Origin of the sequence: Actinomadura sp. KC345 (assembly GCF_004348515.1) — a bacterium.
Lineage (GTDB): Bacteria > Actinomycetota > Actinomycetes > Streptosporangiales > Streptosporangiaceae > Spirillospora.
Genome location: NZ_SMKH01000376.1, coordinates 1 through 6,413 on the forward strand (window position 1 = coordinate 1; position 6,413 = coordinate 6,413).

General features: G+C 72.2%; 4 protein-coding genes. 2 read left to right on the forward strand and 2 right to left on the reverse strand.

Features of this window, described 5'->3' with window-relative positions:
- A partial coding sequence (locus E1281_RS35790; RefSeq protein WP_131884137.1) for a DEAD/DEAH box helicase occupies positions 1–3,516 on the reverse strand: 3,516 nt, incomplete at its 3' end.
- A 120-nt stretch (positions 3,517–3,636) separates the two neighbouring features.
- Between E1281_RS35790 and E1281_RS35795 the strand changes: the two genes are divergently transcribed.
- Positions 3,637–5,043: an alpha/beta hydrolase gene (locus E1281_RS35795; protein WP_131884138.1), complete on the forward strand. Its 1,407-nt coding sequence runs from the start codon at positions 3,637–3,639 to the stop codon at positions 5,041–5,043.
- Positions 5,013–5,207: a DUF3046 domain-containing protein gene (locus E1281_RS35800; RefSeq protein WP_131884139.1), complete on the forward strand. Its 195-nt coding sequence runs from the start codon at positions 5,013–5,015 to the stop codon at positions 5,205–5,207. The genes E1281_RS35795 and E1281_RS35800 overlap by 31 nt, the downstream gene beginning before the upstream one ends.
- A 30-nt stretch (positions 5,208–5,237) precedes the next feature.
- Here E1281_RS35800 and E1281_RS35805 read toward each other — a convergent pair whose 3' ends face one another.
- Entirely contained in the window at positions 5,238–6,395 is a 1,158-nt protein-coding gene (locus E1281_RS35805) for a glutathionylspermidine synthase family protein (RefSeq protein WP_131884140.1), read from the reverse strand.
- Between the last annotated feature and the right edge of the window lie 18 nt (positions 6,396–6,413).

The window sequence follows — 6,413 nt, forward strand, 5'->3', positions numbered from 1 at the left end:
GCCCTGGCCCGCCCACACGACCTCGCCGGCGGACGTCAGCTCGTCCAGCATGGCGGGGGAGTAGCCGGGGACCCGGGCCGGCAGGACCAGCGTCTCCAGCGCCGACGCGGGGACGGCCGCGCCCTGCAGCTGCTCGATCGCCTGGACGAGCGCGTCGACGCCGCGCAGCCGGGAGCCGCCCGCGATCCCATGCCAGACGGGCAGGAAACGCCCGAGCGCCTCCGGCGGGGACGGCTCCACCTCGGCGCGCAGCCGCGCCAGGGACCGGCGCCGCAGCGTCCGGAGCACGCCCGTGTCGCACCATTCGGTGGTCAGCGGGCCCGTCACGGTCTCGACGGGCAGGAACTCGCCCTCCACGACGCGCCCCGCGCCCGCCAGCCGCCGCAGCGTCTCGACCGCCACGGCGGACCCCAGGCCGAAGCGCGCGGCGGGCTCGCCGGCCCGGAACGGCCCGTGCGTGCGCGCGTATCGGGAGATCAGGTCGCCGAGCGGGTCGGCCACCGGTTCGAGGAACGCCTCGGGCACGCCCACGGGCAGCGGCGCCCCGAGCGCGTCCCGGAGCCGCGCCGCGTCCTCGATGGCGGCCCAGTGCTCCGCCCCGGCGATCCTGACCCGGATCGCCCGCCGGGTCGCCTCCAGCTCCTCCAGCCACCGCGACACCTGGACGGCCGCCTCCCCGCCCTCGGAGAGGGTGCGCTCGGCCGCCTCCGCCGTGGTGAGGGGGCCGAGGGCGCGCAGGAGGTCGGCGACGCCCTCCAGGTCGCGGGCCTTGCGGTCGGACGCCAGGCGCTGGAGCTCGCGCTCGGTGTCGGCGACGGCCTCGGGGTCGAGGAGTTCGCGGAGATCGGCCTGGCCGAGCAGCTCGGACAGGAGCGCCGTGTCGAGCGCGAGCGCCTGGGCGCGGCGTTCGGCGAGCGGGGAGTCGCCCTCGTACATGAACGCGCCCACGTAGTGGAACAGCAGCGAGCGGGCGTAGGGGGACGGCTCGGGCGTCTCCACCTCGACCATGCGGACCTTGCGTCCGGACAGGTCGCGCATCAGCTGCACCAGGCCCGGGACGTCGAACACGTCCTGCAGGCACTCGCGCATCGTCTCCAGGACGATCGGGAACGACGGGTACTTGCTCGCGACGGCCAGCAGCTGCGCCGCGCGCTGGCGCTGCTGCCAGAGCGGCATGCGCTTGCCGGGGCGGTGGCGGGGGAGCAGCAGCGAACGGGCCGCGCACTCGCGGAACCGGGCCGCGAACAGCGCCGAGCCGCCCAGCTCGTCCACGACGGTGCGCTCGACGTCGTCGGCGTCGAACACGGCCAGGTCGAGGCCGGGCGGCTCGTCCATGTCGGGGATGCGGATGACGATGCCGTCGTCGGCGTGCATCGCCTGCGCGTCGACGCCGTACCGTTCGCGCAGGCGTCCGGCTATGGCGAGCGCCCACGGCGCGTGCACACGCGCGCCCAGCGGCGAGTGGACGACCATCCGCCAGTCGCCGAGTTCGTCGCGGAAACGCTCGACGACCATCGTGCGGTCGTCGGGGACGTGGCCGGTGGCCTCCCGCTGCTCGTTCACGTAGGAGACCAGGTTGGCGGCGGCCCACGCGTCCAGCCCGGCGGCGGTGACGCGCTCGCGGGCGTCGCCGTCCGGCAGGCCCGCCAGCTCGCGGGTGAACGAGCCGAGCGCGTGGCCCAGCTCGGCGGGGCGGCCGAGCGTGTCGCCGTGCCAGAACGGCAGCTTCCCCGGCTGCCCGGGGGCGGGCGAGACGAGCACGCGGTCCGGGGTGATGTCCTCGATCCGCCACGAGCTGGCGCCGAGGACGAACACGTCGCCGACGCGCGACTCGTACACCATCTCCTCGTCGAGTTCTCCCACGCGCGACGCCTTCTCGCCCACCAGGAAGACGCCGAAGAGGCCGCGGTCGGGGATCGTCCCGCCGCTGGTCACGGCGAGGCGCTGCGCCCCCGGGCGGTCGCGCAGGACGCCGGTGACGCGGTCCCAGACGACGCGCGGGCGCAGTTCGCCGAACTCGTCGCCGGGGTAGCGGCCCGCGAGCATGTCGAGGGTCGCCTCAAGCGCGGAGCGGGGGAGCGTGGCGTAGGGGGCGGCGCGCTTGACGAGCGACTCCAGGTCCTCGACCGTCCACTCGTCCATGGAGACCATCGCGACGATCTGCTGCGCGAGGACGTCCAGGGGGTTGCGCGGGTAACGCAGCTCCTCGATCTCGCCGCCGCGCATGCGTTCGGCCACCACCGCCGTCTGGACGAGATCGCCCCTGTACTTGGGGAAGATGACGCCCTTGGACACGGCTCCCACCTGGTGGCCCGCGCGTCCGACGCGCTGGAGCCCGTTGGCCACCGATGGCGGCGACTCCACCTGGACGACGAGATCGACCGCGCCCATGTCGATGCCCAGTTCGAGGCTGGACGTCGCCACGACGGCGGGCAGACGACCCTCCTTCAAGGCGTTCTCGATACCGGCCCGCTCTTCCTTGGAGACCGACCCATGATGCGCGCGGGCGATCTCCAAGGGCGCCCCTCTGCCCGCGCCCGCCTGGGCCATCGTCGCCGCGGGGGAGTGGTCCTCGGGCAGGGGCTCGCCGGTGGCGCGCTCGTAGGCGAGTTCGTTCAGGCGGCCGCAGAGGCGCTCGGCCAGCCGCCGCGAGTTCGCGAACACGAGCGTCGAGCGGTGCGCCTGGATGAGGTCGAGCAGTCGGTCCTCGACATGGGGCCAGATGCTGCGCTGGCGCGGATCGGCCGTGCCCGAGTCGTCGACGAACTGCCCGACCTCGCCCATGTCCTCCACCGGGACGACGATGTCGAGGTCGAAGACCTTGTCGGAACGCGGCTGGACGACCGTCGCGGGCCGCGTCCCGCCCAGGAACGCCGCGACCTCGTCCGCCGGGCGGACGGTCGCCGACAGGCCGATCCGCTGGGCGGGCCGTTCGAGGAGGGCGTCGAGGCGTTCCAGGGACAGCGCCAGGTGAGCGCCGCGCTTGGTCCCCGCCACCGCGTGCACCTCGTCCACGATGACCGTCTCCACCCCGCGGAGCGACTCGCGCGCCCGGGAGGTGAGGATCAGGAACAGCGACTCCGGTGTCGTGATCAGAATGTCGGGCGGCCTGGTGGCCAGCCGGCGGCGCTCGTCGGCCGGGGTGTCGCCCGACCGCATCCCGACCCGGACGCTCGGCTCCGGAAGGCCGAGCCGCCGCGCCGCGTGGCGGATGCCGGTCAGCGGGGCGCGCAGGTTGCGCTCGACGTCGACGGCGAGGGCCTTCAGCGGCGAGACGTACAGGACCCGGCAGCGCCGCAGGGCCTCCTCGGGCTCCGGCCCGCCGGCGAGCCGGTCGAGCGACCAGAGGAACGCCGCCAGGGTCTTGCCGGAGCCGGTCGGCGCCACGACGAGCGTGTCGTCCCCGCTCGAAATCGACGCCCACGCACCGCGCTGGGCGGGAGTGGGCGCGGCGAAGGCTCCGGAGAACCACGCCCGGGTCGCCGGAGAGAAGCGTTCGAGCACGTCACCGCCCATGCCGCCATACTGCCTCCCGGGTCCGACAAAGTGCGGCCACGTGGTGTGCGTCACATTGTAAGCAGGCACTTGTCCGGGCATGGTCTACGGGTAGGAGTCCCCGCCGCCGACGGAGTGCCGATGCCCTACCTCCTCCTGTCCCTCGGGGTGCTGTTCGCCCTGGCCGCGGCCAACGCGCACGCTCCCCGGCGCGGCGCCGTCCTCCTCGCGCCGAGCTTCTTCGTGGGCTGGCTGACGATCGAGATGGCGCCGCACGTGCTCGTCACCTGGGCGGCGGCGACCGCCCTCACGGCGGCGTTCGGGGGGCTGGACGGCTGGGCGGGCTGGACCGGCCTCGTCCTTGCCGTCCTCGGCATGGCGGGCGTCGCGGCCACACTCGTCGCGACGCGCCGCACGGTCGTCACCCTGCGGGACAGCGGCGTCCCCCTCGACCTGGACCCGGAGGACGCGCCCCGCTATCCGCGTGCGCATCTCTTCGTCCCGCAGCTGTGCCTCATCCCTCGCAAGGGCGTCCGCGTCGAACGCAACATCGTGTTCCACGAAGGAGGTACCTCGTTCCACGAAGGAGGTACCTCGTTCCACGAAGGAGGTACCTCGCCCCACGAGGAGGGGCGGCTGCGGCTGAAGCTGGATGTCTTCCGTACCGCAGGCGGGCGCTCCGGTGGGGAACTGCGTCCCGGGCTCATGCAGATCCACGGCGGCGCGTGGGTCATCGGAGACAAGCGTGAGCAGGGCCTGCCCTTGCTGAACCACATGGCCGTCCAAGGGTGGGTGGGGTTCAACGTCAACTACAGGCTCAGTCCTCGCGCGACCTGGCCTGAGCACCTGATCGACCTGAAGCACTTCGTCGCCTGGTACAAGGAGCACGCCGAGGAGTACGGCGCCGACCCCGATTTCCTCTGCGTGACGGGTGGTTCGGCCGGCGGGCATCTCACGGCGATGGTGGCGTTGACCGCGAACGTGCCGGAGTTCCAGCCGGGCTTCGAGGACGCCGACACCAGCGTGCAGGGCGCCGTTCCGTTCTACGGCGTCTACAACCTCTTCGAGGCGGGGCCTTGGCCGGTTCCCATGGGCGCGACCCGCCTCATGGAGCGAATGGTCGTCAAGAAGCCCTTCGCGGAGAACCACGAGGCGTACGCCAAGGCGTCACCTGTCACCTACCTCCGCGAGGACGCTCCGCCCTTCTTCGTCATCCACGGCGACCGCGACTCGCTCATCCCCGTGGCGGAGGCGCGCCGGTTCGTCGAACGGCTCCGGGACGTCTCCGGCGCGCCCGTCGTCTACGCGGAGATGAAGGGCGCCCAGCACGCCTTCGACGTCTTCCCCTCCTACCGGACGGCGCGCGTCATCGAAGGCGTCGAGCGCTACCTGACCGGCCTGCACCGGCAGTACCGCGAGGGTGCCGCCCCGGCGGTTCCCGGCGAGGTCGCGCAGTCGCTGGACCCCGCCCCGGCTCGTACGGCCCCGGGAGTGAGGCCGTCGGATAGCGTTGAAGGGTGCGGCTCACAGTTTTCTGGGATCGGATGAACCAGCAGTTCGGCGAGACCTACGCCGGGAGCGTGGCCAAGGACCACGTCCTGGCCGAACTGGGCGGCCGCACCATCGAACAGGCGCTCGCCGACGGCGAATCCGCCAAGAGGATCTGGCAGGCGGTCGTCGCCACTTTCGACGTCCCTGCGAAGCTCCAGTAGCCCTTCGGCCTCAGGAGACGTGCCGCCGCGCTACAGCGGGATGCGGTGCGGGATGAACGACGACGTGTCGTCGGTGACGAGCCCGGACGTCTCCCTGATACCGATCCCGGCCGGACCGTCGTGGACGACCCACGCCCCCAGTACCGGGTGCTGCCCGTCGAAGTCGGGCAGCGCACAGAACTCCTGGAAGACGAAGCCCTCCGCGCCGTAGTCGCCCTGGGTGCGCTGCTCGCTCCCGTCCGGGGTGACGATGCGCATGCTTGCGCCCTCCCGTCCGAGCAGCGGTTTCTGCACGTAGGACGTGAGGTTCGACGGCGTGTTCAGGTAGGTGGGCAGCAGATTGGGATGCCCGGGGAACAGCTCCCACAGAAGGACGAGCAGCGCCTTGTTCGACAGGATCATCTTCCAGATGGGCTCGATCCACGTCGTAGGGGTGCCCGGGATCTCGCGTCCGAACTGCTCCGAGACGATCCACTCCCACGGGTAGAGCTTGCAGAGCGTCCGGATCTCCTGCTCGTCCAGGTCGACGAAACGCCCGCGCGCAGGGTCCCAGCCGATGTCCTCCATGGCGATCGCCACGCCCGGAAGGCCCGCCTCCTCGGCGGTCTCCTGCATGTAGGCGATCGTCATGACCTCCTCGCCGGTCTCGTCACCGGCCGTCCAGGCGAAATGAGCCGGGCCGCCGTCCACGGTAGGGACGATCTCCTTCCAGCGGGCCACGAGCCGTTCGTGGATGGAGTTCCACTGGTCGTCCCCGGGATGGGTGTCCTGCAGCCAGTACCACTGGACGACGGAGCTCTCGACCAGCGCGGTCGGGGTGTCGGCGTTGTACTCCAGCAGCTTGGCGGGCCCGTGGTCGTCGTAGCGCAGGTCGAACCGCCCGTACAGGTGCGGGTCGCCGCGCCGCCACGACTCCTCGATCAGCGGCGCCACCCAGTCCGGGATGGCGAGGGCGTGGTAGCGGCCGGTGGAAACGACGTGCTCCACCACTTCCAGGCACATCCGGTGCAGCTCGTCGACGACCCCTTCGAGGGCGAGCACCTCGTCCATGTCGAAGGTGTAGTGCACGGACTCGTCCCAGTAGGGCCGGGTCAGGTGCTCGGGGTGCGCGGTGCGGTGGAACGCCAGGCCGTGCGCCTCGACCTTGTCGGCCCAGCCGTCGCGGGGCGCCGAACGGGCACGCTGCACGTCAGCCCCCGCCCCGGC

Excerpts from the sequence above, each read along its gene's own strand:
- E1281_RS35795 (WP_131884138.1), top strand. The coding sequence starts at position 3,637 with ATGCCCTACCTCCTCCTGTCCCTCGGGGTGCTGTTCGCCCTGGCCGCG.